Raw genomic sequence first — 18,906 nt, 5'->3', positions numbered from 1 at the left:
GTTCTCGTTCTCGTAATCTTTCTCGTTCTCGAGCCCGTCGCCTTCGAGTCGAACCTAGACCCAACCGAGAACGAGAAACGATAACGATTAAGAGAACGATTTTCCCACCGTGACCAATTCAGCTTCCAGTTTTCTCGTCGTTGGTGAACGCACCAACATCACCGGCTCTCCTCGTTTCGCCAAGCTGCTCAAAGCCGGCGATTGGGACGGCTGTCTCGCCATTGCTGCCCAACAGGTCGAGAACGGCGCCAACGTCATCGATATCAATGTCGACGAGGGCATGATCGACGGCGAGGCGACCATGGTGAAGTTTCTCAACCTGATCGCCGCCGAGCCCGACATCTGCCGCGTGCCGATCATGATCGACTCCTCCAAATGGAGCGTGCTCGAAGCCGGCCTGCAGTGCCTCCAAGGCAAGGGCATCGTCAACTCGATCTCCCTCAAGGACGGCGAAGAAACCTTTCTCCACCGCGCCCGCCTGCTCATGCGTTACGGCGCCGCTGCCGTCGTCATGGCGTTCGACGAACAGGGTCAGGCCGCCACCCGCGACGAAAAGGTCCGCATCTGCACGCGCGCCTACCAACTGCTCACCGGCATCGGCTTCCCGCCCGAAGACATCATCTTCGACCCCAACATTCTCACCGTCGGCACCGGCATCGAAGAGCACAACAACTACGCCGTCGATTTCTTCCAGGCCACGAAGATCATCAAGGACACCCTCCCCGGAGCCAAGGTCTCCGGCGGCGTCTCCAACGTCTCCTTCTCTTTCCGCGGTAACAATCCCGTGCGCGAGGCCATGCACACGGCCTTCCTCTACCACGCCATCCGCGAGGGCATGGATATGGCCATCGTCAATGCTGGCATGCTCGGCGTCTACGATGAGATCGAGCCCAAGCTGCGCGACCTCGTCGATGACGTCCTGCTCAACCGCCACCCGGACGCCACCGAGGCCCTCATCACGCACGCCGAAGAACTCAAGGCCACCGCCGACGCCGCCAAAGCCGGTGGCGTGGTCGCCGACAAACCCGCCGCCGCCGCGTGGCGCGAGGAATCCGTCGAATCCCGCATGAGCCATGCGCTCGTCAAGGGCATCGATACCTTCATCGAAGCCGACACCGAAGAATGCCGCGTCGACCCGCGTTTCCCCCGTCCGCTCGACATCATCGAGGGTCCGCTGATGGACGGTATGCGTATTGTGGGCGACCTCTTCGGGGCCGGGAAAATGTTTCTCCCCCAAGTGGTCAAATCCGCCCGCGTGATGAAGAAGGCCGTCGCCTACCTCACTCCCTTCATGGAAGAGGAAAAAGCCCGCGCCGAAGCCGCCGGCGAAGCCACCAAAGCCCAAGGCAAGTTCCTCATCGCGACGGTCAAAGGCGACGTCCACGACATCGGCAAAAACATCGTCGGCGTCGTGCTCGCTTGTAACAATTACGAGGTCATCGACATGGGCGTGATGGTGCCCTGCGATAAAATTCTGGCCAAAGCCAAAGAGGTCGGTGCCGACGTCATCGGGCTCTCCGGTCTCATCACGCCATCCCTGGACGAGATGGTGCACGTCGCCAAGGAAATGACCCGCGCCGGGTTCACTGTGCCGTTGCTCATCGGCGGCGCCACCACGTCGCCCGCTCACTCCGCCGTCAAAGTCGCGCCCAACTACGCGCCCGGCGTGGTTCACGTGCTCGACGCTTCCCGCGTGGTCAACGTCGTGAGTGCCCTGCTCAGCGATGCCCAAAAACCGGCCTTCATGGCTGAGAACGAGACCAAACAAATCAAACAGCGCGAAGCCTTCGAAGCACGCCGCAACCGCAAGCCCCTGCTCACCCTCACCCAGGCTCGCGCCCGCGCCCCTCAGTTTGACTGGGCCACCGCCGACATCCCCAAACCGGCCTTCCTCGGCACCAAGATTTTCGCCACGTCCAACGACGCCACCTCCGACTCCTTGTCACTTGATACTTGTCCCTTGGACCTTCCCGAAATCATCGATTTCGTGGACTGGGGCCCCTTCTTCAGTGCCTGGGAACTCCACGGCCGCTACCCGGACATTCTCACCGACGAGGTTGTCGGCACCGAAGCCACCAAACTCCTCGGTGAAGCGAAAGCGATGTTGGAGCGCATCGTGGCCGAGAAACGCTTCTCGCCCCGCGCCATCATCGGTTTCTTCCCGGCAAACTCCGTGGGCGATTCCGTCGAACTCTACGCCGACGAGTCGCGTAGTGAAATTCTGGAGACATTTCACTTCCTCCGCCAACAGCGCGAAAAACCGGCCGACCAGTTCAACCACTGCCTCGCCGACTACATCGCGCCCAAGGCCAGCGGCCGCATCGATTACTACGGCGGCTTTGCCGTCACCGCCGGTCCGGGCGTGGAAGCCTTCTCCATGGAATTCAAGGCGGCGGGCGATGACTTCAACGCCATCCTCGTGCAAACCCTCGGCGATCGCATCGCCGAAGCCATGGCCGAACTCTTTCACAAAAAGGCCCGCGACTTCGCCGGCTTCGGTCAGACGGAGGATCTCACCATGCAGCAGATGCTGCGCGAAAAGTATCGCGGCATTCGCCCCGCGCCCGGTTACCCCGCCTGCCCCGATCACACCCAAAAGCCGCAGCTCTGGCGGCTCATGGATGTCGAGGCCGCGACCGGCATCCAGCTCACCGAATCCAACGCCATGTATCCGGCATCGAGCGTCAGCGGATTCTACCTCAACCACGCCGAGTCCAAATACTTCGCCGTCGGCAACGTCGGCAAAGACCAAGTCACCGACCTCGCCAAACGCGCCGGCCGCGACCTCGCCGACGCCGAGAAATGGCTCGGCCCGTATCTGGACTATGATGCCTGATGAACCCGTCCTTCTCGGCCGGATCGTTCGGCTGCAAATTCAGCCGGAAAGCCTGAAGCAGGAAATCGACGGTCGAAAGGTCTACCACCCTGGCGGCTTGCAAGGCGTCGATTCGATCCGCCTGACAAACACCGGTGCCTCCGCCTTGGCTGCGAACGGCGAGGAGACTCTGGACGTGCACAACACCACCCATCCGCGTTCCAAACATTGGGGTGCGAACTGGCTGTCGTTCGGCTTCACGTCGCACTACGCCGCCATGGCGCGGGAATTCGGCGAACACCTGACCCTCGGTTCCGCCGGCGAGAACATTATCATCGAAACGGAGTCGACCATCACGCTTGCGCAGGTGGCGGGCGGGATCGAGATCGCTACCGCCGGCGGCCCGGCGATTATCGAAAAAGTCGTGGTCGCCGCACCCTGCGCCCCCTTTGCCACCTACGCGCTCGCGAATCCCTCCGCTGCCACGACGGCACTCAAAACCGCCCTGCAGTTTCTCAACCACGGCACCCGAGGATTTTACGGCATTTACCCCGCCGCGAAGTCGGCACACCTCCGCATCGGCGACGCCGTCTATGCCCGATCCGCAGTCTCGGTGGACGGCCGCGACACCGCTAGCTAGAACCGGCTCAACACGTCCAGATCCAGTCTCAACTCAAAGGCGGGCGGCGTGATCGGCGGAACGTGTTGAGGCGACCACGTCGGCTCGGAAACCGAAGGCGGTTCCATGGGAGGAAGCGGTTCGCCCACAATGAGAGTGATGAAGCTCCGGCCCGCCTCATCACCAATGAAGAAATCACCGCCCGTTCCGGAGGCCGGATTGAAACGAATGCGATTGCCATGGTGAATCGTGATTCGGAGCAGCAGCTTCTCGTTTTCGAAAAGTTCGAGCAGGGGGTCGACCATACAAAAACAATGCTCTCGTGGTTCGTAAGTTGTTTTATCGACTAGGCCGGAAAGAAATTCGAACCATGAGGGTTCCGTAATTTCAACGGTTCTCCGAGGCGGTCTAAAATAGACCAAGGTCGCTCGATTCGCCCGCTTCGCCAACGCCACGAACTCGTCCGCCGATGGCAGTGGTGCCGTGAACGACTGAGCCGAAAGACCGCTCAACCCCGCCAGTGCCAAGCCAATCGCCAAAGTAATTCGAAAAGGTAAAGAGGGCATTGGGAAAGATACGTGCCAGGGGTGAGTTTCTTAGGTAGTGGCGCTCAACAATCGCTGCCAGTGACCGGGAATGAGAAGGCAAAAGCACCGTCCGGCTCACGAACCTCTCCGGTGCGCCTATAGGCGCCTTGAACCACTCGAGCACAGTTGAGACTCTTCGCTCTCCTGACGGTATTGACCCATCTGTTCTCAATCATGGTTATAACTTGCTATTTATTTCTTTTTATATGGCCTTATCCATACTTTGAAGAGAATTGAAAAGGCTATAGCCATAAGTAGTCTTGAATCCGCAACGAACGGACTACACCCGACCCCTCGCCCGATTCATGGATGGTTGCGCGCCATTCGTGAGGCAGTGGGACTGTCGCGCTTAGCGATTGCGCGCGGCCTGAGTGTGTCCGTGCCCACCGTGCAAGACTACGAAAAGTCCGAGAAAGCCGATACCATCACCCTCGCGACCCTGCGACGCTACGCCGGGGCGCTCGACTGCGAACTCGTGGTCGCACTTGTCCCCCGCCACAGAAAAACTTTTCTGGAGCTTGCCGCTCAGCACGATCCTGAGATCGCCCACCTGCGGGCCACCGAACATTCCATGTCGCTTGAGGATCAAGGTAGCAATGACCTCGACCAACAAATCAAAGAGCGACTGAGCTGATGCCCTTCCCTCGATCCGGCCACGACGGTTCCGGAACCACGCCCGTTTCGCCGGACGAGGAACGCTGGCTCATTCCCAGTGTGGTCACCCTTGCCGAACTCAACTTACTGGAACGCGAAAATATTCTCGCAGCCCGACGTTGGTTGTTCTCGCCACGGCGAAAGCTCAATCCTGCAAACCTGCTCGACCATCTCTTGGTCCGGGAACTGCACCGACGAATGTTTCGGCGCGTGTGGCGCTGGGCCGGGAAAATACGGGACATCGACCTCAACCTCGGCGTGCCCGTGCCGGAAATCACGACTCGGTTGACCGCTCTCCTCGGTGACGCGCAAGCGTGGATCGATTACACCACCTTTCCGGCCGACGAAACCTGCGTTCGCCTGCACCACGGCCTCGTCGCCATCCATCCCTGGCGCAACGGGAACGGACGTCACGCGCGGCTTTTGGCCGACCGGCTCGCCGTCGCGCTCGACCGTCCCATCTTTACATGGGGAGGAGGCTCGAAACTGACCGCCTCAGGCGAAACCCGATCCAACTACCTCACTGCACTCAAAGCAGCCGACGCCGGAGATTTTGCCTCACTCCTCGCATTCTCGCGCAGTTAACTGAACCTTTTTGCGATGAATAGAGATGAAGAAACCGTCCTGAAGTATCTTCAGACTCTGACCCTCGGATCGGTGGTTCACGAACCCTACCTCAACGAAACACCTGACTTTGCTATCAACAGCGAGATCGGCGTAGAAGTCCGACGTCTCGATGAGCAGTATTTTACTGAGGATAACCCTCAAGGGCTGGATGTTCGTGGAATACCGATTTGGCACCTAACCGATAAAATTTGTCGCGAATTTCCGAAAACCAATGACGCGAAAACCTACTGGGTCACCACCTTCATCCGGCGACCATTACCATCCAACAAAAACTACCGCCAGGCCCTGAGCCGCGCGCTGGCAGATTTCGAGCAGAACTTAGAGGCTAAAGACTACCGCGCCAAAATTCTCCCCAACGTGGAACTTGAAATCAGATATCTGGGACCCGTGGCAGGTCTCGATGAAAATCGATTCGCTCTGGCTGGTTTGGAGGATTTGGATCAAGGGGGTTGGCTGCTCTCACTCCTTCCTCAGAATCTGACCCACTGCATGCAGGAAAAATCGAAGAAAGTAGCTCCCTACTTGGATCGATACGACCGATGGTGGTTAGTCTTGGTTGACTACATCGCGTTGCACTTAAACGCCGAAGAGCAGGCTCAAGTCATTTCCACATGTCCTAGGATAGCCCCTTGGGAAAAGGTCGTTTTGCTGCACCCAACCAAAGGCAAAGCACTCCTCTCTTACTGACAACAACCGTCGAGTTAGCGGATTGAGTTTTCGTTATCCTTCGTCGGAGCCCCCTCCTATTGTCGATCACCGAGAGGTCCGGAATCTAGGTTGGCAGGGACTCAAGAGTCCACTTATCTGGAAAAGCAGTTGTTTCCCGCGTGGTCAATACTCTGGACGCAAGCGATTCCGGCGCATCACTCCAGAGGCCAATGCCAACATGCTCAACCCCAGCGCGAAGTGCGCGGGTTCAGGCACGGCGGAGGCACCGAAGTCGTAGGTAAAGCTGCCGGCGCTGCCAAAACTCACGTCCATTTCGTCGACGTAGCCGGTGAGTAAATTCTCGTTCGAGCTCCCTCCGAGACCGAACTGGATCGAACCGATGTAAAGGTAGGCCGGTGTCGGCAGTCCGTCGACATAGTCGAAGACATCAGGTATCCAGGAATCAAACGACTGGTGCGCCTGCGATGCGCCGGTCCACCACCAGTCCGCGCTGCTTACATCAAACGACTCCCAACTGCCCGATGTCGGGGTCGAGCCGCCCGGGAGGTAAACCAACGTCTTCGCCCATTCCAGATCCTCCGTATCCAAACGGTCCACGACTTGGGAAGCCGTATATGACGTATCGGAAATGTAGAGTGAGATCTTTAAATTGGGCATCGATCCCGCCGCCGCAGTTTCCGCCCACGCCGAGTAAGTGCCGAGCACGCTTTCAATGGAATAATCAAGTCCGTCGAATTCCGCGATTTTCAATCCGCTGAACTGTTCCAAGGTGGCGAGAGCAGCCTGCTCTCCTGTTCCCGTCGCAACTAGTCTCACTGCATTTTCGCCCAACGGCCCGCTCTCCGTGAACTCATAAGAGTAGTCGCCAAAGCTGTTGCCCGTGCTGCCGCTTTGATCCCCCCACCCTTCGTCACCCAACGCGGTAATCTGCTGGGCAGTCAAATCCGAAGAACCGGTAAACCCTACGATTCCCGCTACTAAGCCCAACGCTCCCGTTCGTTTAATGACCGATACGAAACGAACGCCAAAATCAGGTAAGATCATCCATTAAGCGCAGGTTCCTCCGCCGAACAGGTCAAGATTTCGAAAACTATTTAAACTACTACTATTTAACTGCTTACCACCTATTTCCCATCCCCTTTTATGCCCCCACATCATGGCAAATTAGCACCATATGCATAAACGATCCGCCCCACGTCCAAGGTGGTAATAAGATGCCGCGCCCTGCAGCCCCGAGGCTGGAAGCCTCGGCCACTATGGGATCATGCGGTGCCGCAAATCAGCAGCTCACGTTTTTGCCTTCGCTCCCGAAGTGCTCAAGGCGTTCGGCCGTTGGGGCGTTCTTCAGACCGGTCGGCGCGTAGTGGAATTGCAGCGCACGGCGGCGATTGGGTGAGGTGTTGTGCGGGGTGCCATGCGGCAGCTTCGCATCGAACAACAACAGACCACCGGGCTTGAGCGGTGCAGCCACTGACTCTTGCCCGAGCACGGCTTTGTCGCAGATCTGCCAGTCGCGGCGCTTGAAATGAATCTGCGGTCCTTCGCGATGGCGACCGGGCAGGAGTTGCATGCAGCCGTTGTCGATCGTCGCTTCATCGAGGGCGATCCACACCCCCACGATCTTGGCGTCGAGCGGGTAATCGAAATACGCGTGATCCTGATGCCACGGCTTCTCCCGGCCGATGCGCGGCGGCTTGAGCAATGCCATGTCCTGGAACATTTCGGGCTCCTGGTCATCGAGCAAGCGCGTGACGACGGAGAGCAGTTGGGCATGATGGGAAATTGCTTTGAGGCGCGCTTCGTGATCGACGAAGCAGCCCAGTTTACGCACCGCATCGAGACGTTCCTCCGCCTTCATTTGTGGCAGGCGATCGCGCGCCGCCGCTTCGAAGTAGACGTCTTTGAAATCGGGTTTCTCCCCCATGACCAGCGAGCTGAGTCCCGCCATCGCATCGTCAACTTCGGCCGGCGTGTAAGCCTGGCGAACGGAGAGGTAACCGTGTTCGCGATAAAACGCGATTTCGGCCGGACCGATGTCGGCCAACGTATCCACCTGCGGCGCCGTGCTCGTCGGGCGATAAAGTTCGGGGGCATGTAGTTCGGCACCTTCGTCAAAACGGGTGCCATCGGACCCCACCACGGTGGCGGGAGCGGAAGAAGTTGAAGAGGTTTCCATATAAAAAAGCGTGAGCCATCGCCCACCTCCCCACTCTACGCGAAACGCGTCCAAATCGAAATGGACTCTTCGGGCATTTATTTGTATTTTTCCGTCTTATTGAAGTTATTTTCACTCAGTTCATTGCGTTTATCCGGTATTTCAGGGCGTGTGCGTTGTGAGTCCGGTTGGCGCTTGGATGCAGCTTGGTCGGCGCGTTTGCGTGACTTTGACCTCTGGCTGGTGTGGGCGGGCCGAGGTCGCGTGCGTATCGACCGACAGTCGTTTGCCCTCACCCCCGGAACCTGCCTCTGGATGCGTCCGGGCCGAACTTACCTGGCCGAACAGGACGACCAGGACCGGCTCGGCGTGAGCTTCGTGCACTTCACTCTGTCCAAATCCAATTCGATCGCGCCGCCGTTTGAAATCACCACCGTGCGCTCGTTGGATTTCGCCGCCGCCAGCATGGCCGAGGTGGTGCGCTGGGCCGATTCCGATGCGGCACTGGCGGGCCGTCTATTGGGAACGACCCTCGACGTGTTGGCGCGGGATCACATGGCTTCGACAACCCACGAATCAAACCGCGCCAACGGTCCGCGACGGCGGCAGGAATCGATCGTTCACGCCATCACGGCGCGCATCTCGGCCGAACCCGGTCAACCGTGGTCGATCGCTCAGCTCGCCGCAGAATCTGGTTACGCTCCCGATCATTTTTCCAAGGTCTTCACGGCCGTGATCGGGATGAGACCGCAGGCCTTCATCGTGCAGGCGCGGATGATGCGAGCCCGCATGCTTCTCGCCGAAACGGGGCTGTCGGTCGGCGAGATCGCGACCGCGTTGGGCTTCAATGACGTTTACTTTTTCTCCCGCCAATTCCGCGCCAAATGCGGCGTGCCGCCCACGGCCTATCGACGCGGCATCCGAAACGCCGATCGTTGACGCCGTCCGGCAATTCGCGCCAAATCTTTCCCATGAGCTTGCGCGTGGTTCGACTTGGCAGTCCTCGAAAACCCGATGAAGGCACCCGCATCGGCACGGTGCGACGTCCTCCGCGCGGCGTGCTGAAGAGCGAGTTCGCCTCACAAGATTGGTATGACGTGTGGTTCCCCAATCTCGCGCCGAGTGTCGATACCATGAAGCTCGGGCTGGCTGCGGAAACGTCGGCACAGTGGACGACGTTCGGGCGCAAATTCAAAGCCGAGATGGCCACGCCTGCCGCCAAGCACGACATCAACTTGCTGGCGACGTTGTCGCACACGACCCATTTTTCCGTGGGTTGCTACTGCGAAAACGAGACGCGTTGCCACCGGTCCATCCTGCGTGAGCTGCTCGCCGAAGCCGGCGCGGATATGGCGTAATTCGTCTGCCTAAAGTAGGAGCGTGCTTGCGCGCGATAACACCTGCCTCTCAAGCACCAGCGCGCCGCGTTCATCGCGCGCGAGCACGCTCCTACATAACCTGCCTGCGACGGTTATTCGGACTGCACCACGGCGAGCAGCTCGAAGCTGCGCTTCGGGCTGATCAGGTTGATGCGACCGTCCTCGTTGCGCTGGGCGCCGAGCGTGATGAGGCTCACGAGTTGCGAGGTGGTGAGATCGGGCGCCACCGCCAGTAATTTGCCAGCAAGGTTAGCCACATTGGGCGCGGCCATGGACGTGCCGGAGTAGTTCATCTCTTCGCCACCCGGCACATGGCTGGGAACTTCGAAACCGTTGGCATGCACATCGACGTTGGAGCCGAAGGTCGAGAAGGACGTTTCCTCTCCCGCTTGATCAACGGCCCCGACGGTCAGGATGTTGGGTAGATCGATACCGGACGGAATCAGGTCGGAGAACTCGGCGTCGTTGTCACTATTGCCGGCCGCCACCACGAACAGAATGTCGGGCGCATCGCGCATGGCCTCGGTCAGCGCTTTGAGCGCGACGTCGAACATTTCGCGCGATTTGACCCGACGCTCCTCGGGCGTGCCACCCGCACCGTTGGCCTCGAAGGCAGCTTCGATGCCCTGCGGCGAACCGCCCCAGCTCATGTTGACGACGCGCACGCCATGATCGCGGAAATAGGCCACGACATCGCGAGAGGCTTCGGCATCCTTGATCGCCTGCTCCATGGTCGGCACGTCGGGAATGGTGCGGAAATCAAAGGTGATCCGGGCAGCCATCAGTCGGGCCGCCGGATTACCCGCCGCCGCAATGCCGGCGACGTGCGTGCCGTGAGTGAAGTTGCCAAAGAGGCCGAGGTCTTCGAAAAACTGCTGCACTTTGTCGGGCTCGATGCTGCCCATGTGTTGTTTGATCGCGGTCGCCTCCGGACTGTCGATGCTGGCCTGCAGATCGAGCAGACCCTTGGTCATGTCACGCATGGCCGGATACGCGGCTTGTTGCTCGGCGGTGAGCGGTGCGAGCAACTCCGGTTCACGATTGGAGTGCAGGTCAAAGGCAATGCCGTGCAGGTCGTCGATGAAGCCATTCTCATCATTGTCGATCCCGTCGGCTTTTTCCGCCGGGTTGCTCCAAAGGTTGTCCGGGTAAACCGCCGTATCGATACCGCTGTCCCAAATGGCAATGGTGACCGGGTGTAGATCAGCATGGTCGGTCAACACGACATTGCGCGCTGCCCAAATGTCGGCCTTGGCGACAAAATTGGCATCGATAAACGCCTGTAAAACGGCGGCTCGCTCCTCCCGCAGCGGAATGTAGCTGGCGATCGATACATGCCGGCCGATCAGGCCCTGCGCAACGTCGCCGCTGATGGTTCCGGTCTTGTCCACACCGGGCTGCACTTGCGATTCCATCGCTCCCACGAGGAGCGATTCGGTGACGATCTCGGCGCTGGCTTTGGAGCTCTTGATGTTGTCGCCCACGATCTCAAACGGCAGTGCATTGATCTTCTCGGCATAGATCTTGGCGAAAGCCGCGCGGTAGGCCGCATCGGTCGCGTAGTCGATCGAGCGGGCCTCGATCACACTTTCCATCAAATGCCCGGCCGTGAGCTTGTTGGCGGGTTTGGACTCCAGCTCTCGAATCGTCGCGAGATGGGCCAAGGCCGAATCATAGTCCCCGGCCTGGAAATCCATGCTCATCAAGGTGCCAATGATTCCCTGCAGGGTGGTGCGATCCTCGATGTCGTAGTCCGCGAGCAGCTTTTCGAGATCCGCGCGCACGGCCGTGGCCAGGGCGGTGTAGGCTGCTTCATCGGTGAGGATGTCAGTCACTGGACCCGTGACCGGATATTCGAAACGCGGGAGCTGGTCCTGCGAGGTGATCTTCGGTTTTTCGGCCGCCGTCGATACCACGACCAATCCGAAGGCCCATGCTGCCATGACGACAGCGAAACGAGTGAGTTTCAACATGGGGGCAACATGCGGGGACGCGACGCGACGCGCAAGCCACCGTGCACGAGTGGTCGCAAATCGAGATGGCTGGTCTCAGCATCCCCGTTGAAACACGTCCGGTTCAAGATCGTCGCCCATGAGATACTCCCTTGCGCTGAATCAATGTGAAAGCTTTCGTCTTCCCGCCGCTACCCCACATTCGTTCGCTTGCCCTTCTTCACTCAATTTACCAACCGGGTCTTGGCTCGTTTCGGCTTACGCCTTGATCGCCTGCCTCCCCCTCATGGTGCCGCCACCACGCTCAGCACATCGCGGGTCACCATTGCAGGTCTGAGCCTGTCAATCCAGCGGGCCCGTGAATTGTTCCCCGAGCGCACCGTCGTCGTGTTTACCGATGAGAAAAAGGACGCTCACCGCGTGCCGTTCTCCACCATCTGGAAGACGAATGGTGGACTCATCTCCGGGGACCCGGAACGTGATCTGACGGCTTACGACGTGGCCTCGACGGCCTTCGTATTCGGGTTCGACTCGGACGAAAAAATCAGCACCTACCTCGCTTGGGTGACGCAACGCGGCGGCAAATATTTTTGCGCCGGGGATGCGAGCAACGCCCGCTGGTGGCATATCCGCGACACAGCGCGGAAAGTCCTGCAAGCGGAGGAAGCCGACTGCCGCCGACACGGCCATTCCCATTTCGCCCTCGATCAACTCACCAACCTGACGCAAGCAATCGACATCACCCGGGCGATTCCCGGCGACTACGTCGAAATCGGCGTGTTCAAAGGCACCAGCGCCCGCCTCGCCTACCATTACATGGGCGCGAGTAATTTGGCGCGGCATTGCACCTTCATGGATACGTGGGCGGGCTTCGACTACGTCGAATCAAAAGAGAGTGCCGACGCCCACTGGCAAGGCACACACGAAGCCTCGATGGAACAGGTCGCCACCCGACTGGAAGCGACGCCCCTGCCCGCCAACGCGCCCGTTTCCTTCACGCTCGTAAGATCCAACATCATGCAGGACAATTTGCCTGCCACGATCACGTCGATCGCGTTGTGCAACATCGACGTGGATATCTACGACGCGATCGCAACCGCACTTCATAAAACGTGGCCATTGATTGCGACGGGGGGAATCTGCATTGTGCAGGACCCTGGCCGCACGCCCCTGCTCGGTGGTGCCCGGCTCGCCCTCGACGAGTTCCTCCGCGATCCGAAGGCGACCGATTGCGTGCCGGTTTATCTGGAGTCGGGTCAGACGTTTTTACTCAAAGTCTGAGGCCACGCTCGGCGGGCATCATTCGTCCGCGGTAAACTTAAAACGCGTCCGGCTGCGCCACGGCTTACCCGGCAACGCCACGGTATCCGGAAAATCCGGACGATTGGGCGAATCCGGGAAACGTTGCGTTTCCAGACAAAACCCCGTGCGCGGAAGGTAACGCACGCCCGATTTCCCGGGTTCTCCCTCCGGCGGCAGATGGTTGCCGGTATAAAACTGCACCCCGGGCTCGGTGGTCGTCACCTCCAGCCGTCGGCCGCTCGCTGGATCGTGCGCCACGGCGCAGGGATGCATTTCGCCCCCCACGCCGTCGAGCGCCCAACAGTGATCATAACCTTCCCCCCGGGCCAACTGGTCTCCCGGTTCATTGATGCGCTCGCCGACGGCGTGGGGAGCGGTGAAATCAAACGGCGTCGCCGCCACCGGAGCGGGCGGACCTTCCGGAATCAGGCCCGCATCGACGGCGAGATAACGAGCTGCTGCGATCTGCACCATGTGGTCGACAATCGGCTTGGCCGCGGGTCCACCGAGATTGAAATAAGTATGCTGGGTGAGATTGAGCGGCGTGGGGGCATCGGTCTCGCCGGCAAATTCCACCTCCAACGTGTTGTCGGCGAGCAGGCGGTAGATCACGGTCACCGAAACGTTGCCCGGGTAACCCATGTGGCCGTCGGGACTGAAGTGCTTCATCTCCACCGCCGCCACCCCGTCTCCCGTGCGGGGGGTCGCTTTCCAAATCTGACGGTGAAACCCCTCCGGACCGCCATGCAGCTGGCAAGGCCTACCTTCGACGACCTGGTTGATCGGCAGCTCATAGGTTTCGCCGTTCAGCGTGAACCGGCCGCCCGCGATGCGGTTGCCAAAACGACCGATGGTGGCGCCGAAGAAACAGCTGCCCGCCTCGTAGCCGGCCAAGGTGTCGTAGCCCAGCACCACGTCGGCACTGCGTCCGTCGCGATCAGGGGTGAAGAGACGCACAATCGTGGCCCCGTAAGTGATCACGTCGACGCGCATGCCACTCGCATTGGTGAGGATGAAGAGTTCGACGTCCTGCCCGTCGGCAGTGCGGCCGTAGGGTTGACGTGTAACCGAGGCTCCGGAGGGGGCGCTGGAAGGGGTGGACATGCGGGAGTATGACAGGGGTTGAAACCGAGAAAACCTCCCGACTGAAGGGAACCTCCGGCGTTAGCACAAGACCCGCTTCGCAGGTGTTATCCGCGCTCATAAGCCCGGGCGAGGCCCGCGGCCACCTCGCTTTGCAACGCCGCAGCCAGTGCTTTGCGATCACCGCCCGCCGAACGCGTCTTCCCCCACTCCACCGTCGCCTTGATCCAGGGCAAACCCGTCAACGTGAGCAAATGGGGCAACAGGGGCATCGTGCCCCACCACGCCACCGCGACCGCCGCGTCCCGCCCCGTCGGAACCGCGTAATGGAGCGTCGCCGGCGCCACGGGCCACCCCGCCGCCACCGCCGGCGCCAACATGCCCGGTTTAAACGGACGGACCCCACGGCCGTCGCTGCTCGTCCCTTCCAAAAACACCGCCAGATTCACCCCCGACGCCACCACCGGCTCGAGTTGTGCGCCTACCCGCACGAGATCTGCCCGCACTTCCCGGCGCAGAAAAAGTGTGCCGGCTTTTTGCGCAAACCAACCAAACAACGGCCAACCCTTCACCTCCGCTTTGGACACGAACACTGTCGGCGTGAGGGCGTTGAGCACCAATATATCCAGATAACTGACATGGTTCGGCGTCAACATGACCCCCGCGGGAAGCGACCCGACCGACTTCACCTCCACGCGCAGTCGACGCAGCACATGCTGGCACGTGCGTTGCAGCCACGCCGCCCGGCCGGCAATCGTGCGGCGGTTGGATGCCACGAACAGGTAGGACAAACCCGCCCCCGCCGCGACCGTCAGCACGCCGACCAACCGCCAAATCGTCCGGAGACTCAGTCGCCAAGGAATCGGGGGAGAAACGAATTGTGGAGGCACGCTCACGATCGCCTGCCATTGCGCCACATCCCGGCCGTCAGGCGAGGCCTTTTCGCTGGATCTGTTTTTCGCAGGGTGCTCTCGCGCGGAGCCTCCACCTGCAAACCGCCCACTCAGTCCACATGCGCTTCGGCCGCATGATCGACCGGCGCGGCGGAATACTCGTTCACGTTGCCGCTCTGCGACCAACTGATGCAACCGCTCCGGCCATCGGGTCGCAACATGGGCTGGGTGATTTTCTCGTATCCGCGATGTGCATACGGATCGACTCCGGCCACCATCTCCACATCCCGAAAATCGAGTTTGGCCAACGGCCCCGCCTCACCCGCCGTCGGCAGCATCCACGGCAGGAACGACTCCGCCCGCATGTAGTGATTGACCAACGCACGACGATACGTGCCCGGCGCCGCGCGATTGGGCAACGAGCGATGCAGGGTGTAGCCGTTGAAAAACACGATCGATCCCGGTTTCACCTCCACCGGAACGGCGTCGTCGTCGGTATAGGGAAACCCCACGGATTCCTCACTGCAATCGAAGCGCCGGTCGTCATGCCAGTGCTGGTCCCACAGGATGCCATGCCGGTGCGAACCGGGAATGATCCACAACCCGCCATTTTCGACCGTGGCGTGATCGATCGAAATCCACGCGCCAATCAGCGACCGATCACGCGTCGGAATGTAATCTTCATCCTGATGCCAGGCCTGCCCGGGTTTCCCCGCCGACTTGATGAAGAGCATCGTCTGCATGCATTTTACATTGGGACCGAGCGCGGCCACCAAGGCCCGCACCGCCACCTCATGATGCACGTTGGCGTGCATCACCGGAGATATTTTACCCGGAAAATGGATACAGAGATAATTGCGCAATACCTCGTCGTCGGTCGCATCCGCCGGAAAGGATTGCGCCCCCTTCAGTTCCCCGCGCTGCCCGCGACAAATCGCAGTCGCGTCGTCTCTCAGTTCGGTCACTTCGGCCGGCGTCAGCGCATCTTCGATGACGAAATACCCGTGCTCATCGTAGAATCGGCGCAGCTCGGCCGGATCGAAATCAGGGCCGAAATAGCCGTTGGCGCGCAACGTGGAAACCGGAGCAGGGGCAGCAGTCGAATTGGACATTCCATATCTAATACCCCCAAATAGCCCGAACCGCCATCCCTATGTCGCTCAAAAACCTATCCAAACGGCTCAGATTGATTATCGAACCCGACGCCGGATTCGGCGATGTCGTGTATGTCGCCGGGACCGGGTTCGGTCCCCGCGTGCAGGCGGACTTCCAACTCGTCCTGGTTCTTTCCGGCACGGCCACCGTCGATATCGATGACCGGTCCGTGCTCGTCACCGCGGGGTCCGCCATCCTGCTTCACCCCGGTCGCCGCGAACACTTTCACTGGGATCGCGAGGAACGCACCCACCACACCTGGTGCGCCGTGCCGCCGGAATTCGCGGTTGCCGCCGGCGCCGACCGCTGGGGTCGCGGACCGGAGATTCGCCCCATCACCGCGCGCCTTGCCCAGCTCATGGAACTCGGCTTGAGCCTGGCGCCCCGGGCAGTGGCCGCGACGCCCGGTCTGGTGCGGGCCTTGGCCCTGGCCGCGATGGCGGAGTTTGCCGCCAGCGATCACACCGGAGCCCCGCCGCGAATCGACCCCGCCCGCGCTCCCCTGCAGCGAGTGTTCGATTGGCTGGGACAACATCTGGCCGAACCCATCGACGTGAACACCATGGCTCGCGTCGCCGGCGTCTCCCGCGCCCAACTAGGGCGCATCTTTCGCACCGAGTTGGCCACCACGCCCATGCACTACGTGTGGAATCTCCGCACCGAACGCGGTGCTCAACTCCTGCGCGACACCGGCCTGACCATCACCGAAATCGCCGAGCAAGGCGGGTTTCCCAATGCCTTCCATTTTTCGCGCCGATTCCGCGCCCGCTTCGGTGCCAGCCCGCGCACCTGGCGCCACCAGCAATGGCATCAAGCTTCCCCGAGCTAACACGACCGGCGGCTGCTATCCGACAGGCTGAACCAGCCACTGCGCCCCCCCTCGGGGTCAGATTCGGGACCCGATCAGCCGATCTCTGGTCTGTGCCCCTCAACCAGTCTTCAATCCCATGATCATTACCCGCAAAATCGGATCCATACTTCGCGGCAAAGCCACGCCTTTTCAACTCATGGTCGGCTGCACTCTGGGTGCCCTGCTGGGCTTTCTGCCCGGCTTCATGACCGCCCCCGGGCTGACGCTCGCCCTCGCGCTGCTGCTGGTCCTGCTCAACGCCAATCTCTTCCTCGCCGCCGTCGCCGGTGCCCTCGCCAAGTTGGTTTCGCTCGCACTCCTCCCCGTGAGTTTCGCCATCGGCCGTCTACTGTTGGAGGGGCCCACCGAGGGGCTCTTCCGGGCGATGGTCAACACCCCGGGACTCGCCCTGCTCGGCGTCGAAAACTACGCCGCGACGGGCGGCCTCGTCATGGGTCTTGTCGTTGGGCTCATCCTCGGGTGGCTCGTCGTGCGTGGCGTCACCACGTTTCGGCACCGCATGGCCAACGCCAGTGAACACTCCGAAAAATTCCAAAAGTGGAACAACCGCGCCTGGGTGCGTTGGAGCGTTTTCCTCCTCGCCGGCGGCGGACTCAAGGATCCCGACTACGCTGCGCTCGCCGCCAAAAAGGTGGGAAATCCCATCCGCCCGCTCGGCGCCGCATTCGTGATTCTGTCGCTGGTGTTGACCGTCACCGTGCTGAAATTTTTCGCGCCTACCATCATCACCACCGCTCTCCGCGACGGACTCGAACGCGCCAATGGTGCCACCGTCGACATCGCCACCGCCGACCTCGATCTGGGCGCCGGTCGACTGGTCGTGACGGGGCTGGCGGTGACCGATCCCAACAACCTCGATACCAATCTACTCGCCGCCGAACGCCTGGAAGCCGACATCAGCGGCACCGATCTCCTGCGCAAACGTCTGACCATCGATCGCATTGTCATGCAGGGCGCCACCCTCAGCCAAGCGCGTCGCGTTCCTGGTCGCCGCGTGTCCACCGCACCGGACGCCGATGGTGAGGGTATCAAACTACCGGATACCGGCACCATCGAAGACTATGTGGCCAACGCCAAACTCTGGCGCCAACGCCTCGCCCAGGCCAAGAGTTGGCTCGATCGTTTCAGCGGAAGCACGCCTCCGGGTGAATCGACCGAAATCGGGGCCGAAGGCGGAACCGAGGACACATGGTCCGAGCGATTGCAACGCATCGCGGCTGAGCGCGGTTACGCCGAAGTCACCGCCGATCATCTCATCGCCGACTCTCCCACGCTGCTCGTGTCGGATCTCGAGGCGGACAATGTCAAAGCCGCCTGGCTTCCCGAAGAAACGCTCGCGATCCACGCCCGCAACCTGTCCACCCAACCGTGGTTGGTGGATGCACCTGCTTCCGTCGAAATCACTTCGAGTGGCAATACCGCCGGACTCACCGTGCAAGCCGGCTCCACCAGTCGCCTCGCCGCGCACTACCGCGGCGTGCCCGCCGCCACGATTTCCGACGCCCTCAAGCGCGACAGTGCCGAGCCTTTGCTCGACGGGGGCACGGTCGACCTCGCGTTCGATGGCACCTACTCCGCCATCGACGGCACCATCGACTGGCCGCTTGACGTCACCCTGCACCACACCACCGCCCGCATCGCCGGCCGGGCGGTGCCGTTGGACAACTTCACCCTGCCCATCGGTCTCACCGGGGCACTGGACAGCCCACGTATCAAACTTGATCAGAACCAACTGGGCCGCATCGCGAAACAAGCGGGCACCCAACTCATTAAGGAAAAGGCCACGGAAGCCATCGGTGAAAAGGCGGGCGGGTTGCTCAAGGGCTTGCTGGGCGGTTCGAAGGACGAGACCCCCGACGAAGGCAACTAAGGCCGCGGTTGCATGGCGCGCACCGCATCCCGGGCCCGTTCGCCTTCAATGACCGCGACCGGACTCGCGCCATTGTTCGCATCGGGATTTTCCCCGCGGCGCACGGTCTTGGGGATGTGACTCCCCACGGTGTAGACTGTTTCGTAACGCTCCCGCTTTTGCTCGCGCGCCTCGTCCGACAAACCGTTGGTCGAGCGACAGCCGGTCAGGACCCCGACCAACGTGATCCACTGCAATATTTTCCAACTTTTTGTCGTGATGAAAATCCGGTTCAA

General features: G+C 60.8%; 18 protein-coding genes. 10 read left to right on the top strand and 8 right to left on the bottom strand.

Annotation, left to right across the window (positions count from 1 at the left end):
* Nucleotides 1–109: 109 nt before the first annotated feature.
* Both metH and PXH66_RS00840 read left to right on the top strand, forming a co-directional pair.
* Entirely contained in the window at nucleotides 110–2,836 is a 2,727-nt protein-coding gene (gene metH, locus PXH66_RS00845; RefSeq protein ID WP_330929343.1) for a methionine synthase, read from the top strand.
* Nucleotides 2,826–3,455: an MOSC domain-containing protein gene (locus PXH66_RS00840; RefSeq protein ID WP_330929342.1), complete on the top strand. Its 630-nt coding sequence runs from the start codon at nucleotides 2,826–2,828 to the stop codon at nucleotides 3,453–3,455. Before metH ends, PXH66_RS00840 begins: the two co-directional genes overlap by 11 nt.
* On the opposite strand, the gene PXH66_RS00835 is transcribed toward PXH66_RS00840, so the two are convergent.
* Nucleotides 3,452–3,739 carry a hypothetical protein gene (locus tag PXH66_RS00835; RefSeq protein ID WP_330929341.1) on the bottom strand — a complete coding sequence of 96 codons (288 nt, stop codon included), beginning with the start codon at nucleotides 3,737–3,739 and terminating at the stop codon, nucleotides 3,452–3,454. The genes PXH66_RS00840 and PXH66_RS00835 overlap by 4 nt on opposite strands.
* A 616-nt stretch (nucleotides 3,740–4,355) precedes the next feature.
* On the opposite strand from PXH66_RS00835, the gene PXH66_RS00830 reads away from it, so the two are divergent.
* Genes PXH66_RS00830 through PXH66_RS00820 form a run of 3 tightly spaced genes read left to right on the top strand, consistent with a single transcriptional unit; the run spans nucleotide 4,356 to nucleotide 5,989 of the window.
* Nucleotides 4,356–4,655 carry a helix-turn-helix domain-containing protein gene (locus PXH66_RS00830; protein ID WP_345784032.1) on the top strand — a complete coding sequence of 100 codons (300 nt, stop codon included), beginning with the start codon at nucleotides 4,356–4,358 and terminating at the stop codon, nucleotides 4,653–4,655.
* A complete protein-coding gene (locus tag PXH66_RS00825; RefSeq protein WP_330929339.1) occupies nucleotides 4,655–5,260 on the top strand; it encodes a mobile mystery protein B in 606 nt (201 codons plus the stop codon). The genes PXH66_RS00830 and PXH66_RS00825 overlap by 1 nt, the downstream gene beginning before the upstream one ends.
* A 15-nt stretch (nucleotides 5,261–5,275) precedes the next feature.
* Nucleotides 5,276–5,989 (top strand): hypothetical protein, encoded by a 714-nt coding sequence (locus tag PXH66_RS00820; RefSeq protein WP_330929338.1) that lies wholly within the window; start codon nucleotides 5,276–5,278, stop codon nucleotides 5,987–5,989.
* Between the two features lie 144 nt (nucleotides 5,990–6,133).
* Here PXH66_RS00820 and PXH66_RS00815 read toward each other — a convergent pair whose 3' ends face one another.
* Nucleotides 6,134–7,015 carry a hypothetical protein gene (locus PXH66_RS00815; protein WP_330932194.1) on the bottom strand — a complete coding sequence of 294 codons (882 nt, stop codon included), beginning with the start codon at nucleotides 7,013–7,015 and terminating at the stop codon, nucleotides 6,134–6,136.
* 235 nt (nucleotides 7,016–7,250) lie between these two features.
* A complete protein-coding gene (locus PXH66_RS00810) occupies nucleotides 7,251–8,147 on the bottom strand; it encodes a phytanoyl-CoA dioxygenase family protein (protein WP_330929336.1) in 897 nt (298 codons plus the stop codon).
* Between the two features lie 150 nt (nucleotides 8,148–8,297).
* Between PXH66_RS00810 and PXH66_RS00805 the strand changes: the two genes are divergently transcribed.
* Together PXH66_RS00805 and PXH66_RS00800 are read left to right on the top strand one after the other, a co-directional pair.
* Complete coding sequence (locus PXH66_RS00805; protein ID WP_330929335.1) at nucleotides 8,298–9,065, top strand: helix-turn-helix transcriptional regulator; 768 nt, start codon at nucleotides 8,298–8,300, stop codon at nucleotides 9,063–9,065.
* Between the two features lie 32 nt (nucleotides 9,066–9,097).
* The gene (locus PXH66_RS00800) at nucleotides 9,098–9,484 is read left to right on the top strand and encodes a DUF488 domain-containing protein (RefSeq protein WP_330929333.1); all 387 of its coding nucleotides are present in this window, start codon (nucleotides 9,098–9,100) and stop codon (nucleotides 9,482–9,484) included.
* 113 nt (nucleotides 9,485–9,597) lie between these two features.
* Here the strand turns inward: PXH66_RS00800 and PXH66_RS00795 are convergent, their stop codons facing one another.
* The gene (locus PXH66_RS00795) at nucleotides 9,598–11,478 is read right to left on the bottom strand and encodes a S8 family serine peptidase (protein ID WP_330929332.1); all 1,881 of its coding nucleotides are present in this window, start codon (nucleotides 11,476–11,478) and stop codon (nucleotides 9,598–9,600) included.
* 189 nt (nucleotides 11,479–11,667) lie between these two features.
* On the opposite strand from PXH66_RS00795, the gene PXH66_RS00790 reads away from it, so the two are divergent.
* Nucleotides 11,668–12,738 (top strand): TylF/MycF/NovP-related O-methyltransferase, encoded by a 1,071-nt coding sequence (locus PXH66_RS00790; protein ID WP_330929331.1) that lies wholly within the window; start codon nucleotides 11,668–11,670, stop codon nucleotides 12,736–12,738.
* A gap of 18 nt (nucleotides 12,739–12,756) precedes the next feature.
* Here PXH66_RS00790 and PXH66_RS00785 read toward each other — a convergent pair whose 3' ends face one another.
* From PXH66_RS00785 to PXH66_RS00775, 3 genes are all read right to left on the bottom strand, one after another.
* Nucleotides 12,757–13,863, bottom strand: coding sequence for an aldose epimerase family protein (locus PXH66_RS00785; protein WP_330929330.1), 1,107 nt, complete (start codon nucleotides 13,861–13,863; stop codon nucleotides 12,757–12,759).
* Between the two features lie 86 nt (nucleotides 13,864–13,949).
* Nucleotides 13,950–14,732 carry a lysophospholipid acyltransferase family protein gene (locus PXH66_RS00780; protein ID WP_330932193.1) on the bottom strand — a complete coding sequence of 261 codons (783 nt, stop codon included), beginning with the start codon at nucleotides 14,730–14,732 and terminating at the stop codon, nucleotides 13,950–13,952.
* A gap of 113 nt (nucleotides 14,733–14,845) precedes the next feature.
* Entirely contained in the window at nucleotides 14,846–15,847 is a 1,002-nt protein-coding gene (locus tag PXH66_RS00775; RefSeq protein ID WP_330929328.1) for a phytanoyl-CoA dioxygenase family protein, read from the bottom strand.
* 41 nt (nucleotides 15,848–15,888) lie between these two features.
* Here PXH66_RS00775 and PXH66_RS00770 point away from each other — a divergent pair, with 41 nt between their 5' ends.
* The gene (locus PXH66_RS00770; protein WP_330929327.1) at nucleotides 15,889–16,719 is read left to right on the top strand and encodes an AraC family transcriptional regulator; all 831 of its coding nucleotides are present in this window, start codon (nucleotides 15,889–15,891) and stop codon (nucleotides 16,717–16,719) included.
* 118 nt (nucleotides 16,720–16,837) lie between these two features.
* Entirely contained in the window at nucleotides 16,838–18,631 is a 1,794-nt protein-coding gene (locus PXH66_RS00765) for a hypothetical protein (protein WP_330929326.1), read from the top strand.
* Here PXH66_RS00765 and PXH66_RS00760 read toward each other — a convergent pair.
* On the bottom strand, nucleotides 18,628–18,906 hold the full coding sequence (locus PXH66_RS00760; RefSeq protein ID WP_330929325.1) for a hypothetical protein: 279 nt from the start codon (nucleotides 18,904–18,906) through the stop codon (nucleotides 18,628–18,630). The two genes, PXH66_RS00765 and PXH66_RS00760, sit on opposite strands and share 4 nt — an antisense overlap.

This window comes from Synoicihabitans lomoniglobus (assembly GCF_029023725.1).
GTDB lineage: Bacteria > Verrucomicrobiota > Verrucomicrobiia > Opitutales > Opitutaceae > Actomonas > Actomonas lomonigloba.
The sequence above is the reverse complement of the archived record's forward strand: the minus strand, read 5'-3'. Positions and strand labels throughout refer to the sequence as shown.